Source organism: Georgenia thermotolerans (assembly GCF_009193185.1).
Classification (GTDB): Bacteria; Actinomycetota; Actinomycetes; order Actinomycetales; family Actinomycetaceae; genus Georgenia; species Georgenia thermotolerans.
This window is the reverse complement of sequence record NZ_VUKF01000093.1, coordinates 1-2,681: the sequence shown is the minus strand read 5'-3', so window position 1 is coordinate 2,681 and position 2,681 is coordinate 1. Positions and strand designations below refer to the sequence as shown.

Annotated in this window: 1 protein-coding gene and 1 pseudogene; one reads left to right on the top strand and one right to left on the bottom strand. The window is 74.6% G+C overall.

From position 1 onward, the window contains the following. Nucleotides 1-86: 86 nt before the first annotated feature. A complete protein-coding gene (locus GD970_RS21260) occupies nucleotides 87-1,427 on the bottom strand; it encodes a bifunctional o-acetylhomoserine/o-acetylserine sulfhydrylase (protein ID WP_226925527.1) in 1,341 nt (446 codons plus the stop codon). Between the two features lie 402 nt (nucleotides 1,428-1,829). Between GD970_RS21260 and GD970_RS21255 the strand changes: the two are divergent. Continuing rightward, nucleotides 1,830-2,681 (top strand): annotated as a pseudogene (locus GD970_RS21255) (hypothetical protein); the annotation flags it as partial.

Here is a 2,681-nt window from a genome sequence, read left to right as displayed (position 1 = left end):
GGCCGCGGCACCCGCCGCGCCCACGCGCGCCGGGGCGGGGGCGGCCCCCCGCGCCGCCCCCGCCGTCCGGCCGTCGTCGGTCACGCTCACGCCCCGGCGGTGGTCGTCTCGGCGGTGAAGGACGCCGCCGCGGCGAGGCCCAGCTCGAGGTCGGCGAGGATGTCGTCGATGTTCTCGATGCCCACGGCCAGGCGGACCAGGCCGGGGTTGACGCCGGCGGCCGCGAGGTCCTCGGGGCTGAGCTGGGAGTGCGTCGTCGAGGCGGGGTGGATCACCAGCGAGCGCACGTCGCCGATGTTGGCGACGTTGGAGTGCAGCTTCAGCGCGTCGACGAACGCCAGCCCGGCGGCGTACCCGCCGGCCAGCTCGAAGGCGAGGACGGCGCCGGCGCCCGCGGGGGCGTACTTCTGGGCGCGGTCGTACCAGGGCGAGGAGGGCAGCGAGGCGTAGGCGACGCGGGTGACCTGCTCGTGGCCCTCGAGGAACTCCGCGACCCGCCGGGCGTTGGCCACGTGCCGCTCGATGCGCAGCGACAGCGTCTCCAGGCCCTGGCCGATGAGGAAGGCGTTGAAGGGGGAGACGGCGGGGCCGAGGTCGCGCAGCAGCTGCACGCGGGCCTTGAGGATGAACGCCGGGGCGCCCAGGTCCTTGTAGACCAGGCCGTTGTAGCTCGGGTCCGGGGTGTTGTAGTTCGGGAACTTCGCCGGGTCCGCGGACCAGTCGAAGGTGCCGCCGTCGACGATGGCGCCCGCGATCGAGGTGCCGTGCCCGCCGAGATACTTGGTGGCGGAGTGGATGACGATGTCGGCGCCGTGCTGCAGCGGCCGGATGAGGTAGGGCGTGGCGATGGTGTTGTCCACCACCAGCGGGACGCCGATCTCGTGCGCGACGGCGGCCACGGCCTCGATGTCCAGGACGGCGGCCTTGGGGTTGGCGATCGTCTCGCCGAAGAACAGCTTGGTGTTCTCCCGGGCGGCGGCGCGCCAGGACTCCGGGTCGTCCGGGTCCTCGACGAAGGTGGTGGTGATGCCGTACTTGCTCAGGGTGTTCTGCAGCAGGTTGTAGGTGCCGCCGTAGAGGTTCGGGCTGGCGACGACGTGGTCGCCGGCCTCGGCGATGTTGAGGATGGCCAGGGTCTCCGCCGCCTGCCCGGAGGCGACGAGCAGGCCGCCGACGCCGCCCTCGAGCGCGGCGATGCGGGACTCGACCGCCTCCTGGGTGGGGTTGGTGATCCGGGTGTAGATCGGCCCTGCCTCGGCCAGGGCGAAGCGCCCGGCGGCCTGGGCGGCGTCCTCGAAGACGAACGACGTCGTCTGGTAGATCGGCAGGGCGCGGGCGCCGGTGGCGGCGTCCGGCGTCTGGCCGGCGTGGATCTGCTTGGTCTCGAACGCCCAGGCGTCCTGCGGGTTCACGGTCTCGTTGCTCACGGTGGCTCCTTGTGGATGGAGCGGGCCAACGAGCCGCGGCTGTGCCAGGTCCCGTCAGCCCGCGAGGGGGCTGGCAGTGACGTGCACGTCCGGGATGGTCGGGCCCTGGCCACGGCCAGCGTGGCCGTCGGGATCAGGGCAGGCCGAACGTGCGCGTCAGCGGCACATTCGACGGAACATGCGGCCGACTCTAGGGGGCCGGGCCGCGAGCGGACGAGATGCGTCTCACAAGCCGAGACCGGCGCCCAGGTGCTGCCCGAATCCCGGGACTCCCCCTCGCCGCGTTACTACTGTGACGGCTGTGAAAAGAGAGACGGGTGTTCCGGATGTGATCGAGTTGCGTTACGGTCGTGCCCGGAACCATGCCCGCGCGCCGCGCGGGCGCACGCACACGGAGGCACGGTGACGCAGTCAACCCGGCACGTCAGACGGCTGGCCGCCTCGGCCGCCGCGATCGCCCTGGTCACCACGCTGACCGCGGGGGCCGCCGCGGCGGCCCCCGGCGCCGGCGCGGAGGGGGCGACGACGACGGCGGAGCCGACGGTCGCCTCCCTGGAGATCGAGCTGGCCCGCGTCGCCGCGCAGGCGGACGAGGCCACGCAGCGCGCCGCCACCGCCAACGAGGAGTACCTGCAGTCCCAGGAGGAGCTCGACGCGGCCGCGGCCGCGGCCGCCGACGCCCAGGCCAAGGCGGCCGCCGCCGAGGCCCGGCTGGAGGAGGCGCGCGCGGCGCTGGGGCAGGTGGCCCTGGCCTACTACCGCGACGGCTCCACCGGCCTGGCGCAGATCACCCCGTACCTGTCGGCGGAGAACTTCGCCGACGCGATGGCCCGCTCGACCACCATCGACCGGCTCGGCAGCCGGGCCGGCAGCGAGGTGCAGAGCTTCCAGGCGGTCGAACAGGTGGCCAAGACCCTGCGCCAACGGGCCGACACCGCGGTCGCCGCCCAGCGAGAGGCCACCACCGCCCTCTCCGAGGCCGCCGAGCAGGCCGAGGCGAGCGCCTCCGCCGTGCAGGTCCAGCTGGCCCGGTCCACCGAGCGGCGTGACGAGCTCATCGCCGACCTCGCCGCCGAGCGGCAGACCTCGATCGAGGCCGAGCGGGCGCGGCAGGACCAGCTCGACGCCGAGCGTCACCAGCGTCAGGAGGCGGCCGCGCTCGCCGCCGCCGAGCGGGCCGCCGCCCCGCCCCAGCCGGATGCCGCGGGCGGGGGCGCGACCCCCGCGCCGGCCCCGAGCCCGAGCGCGAGCCCG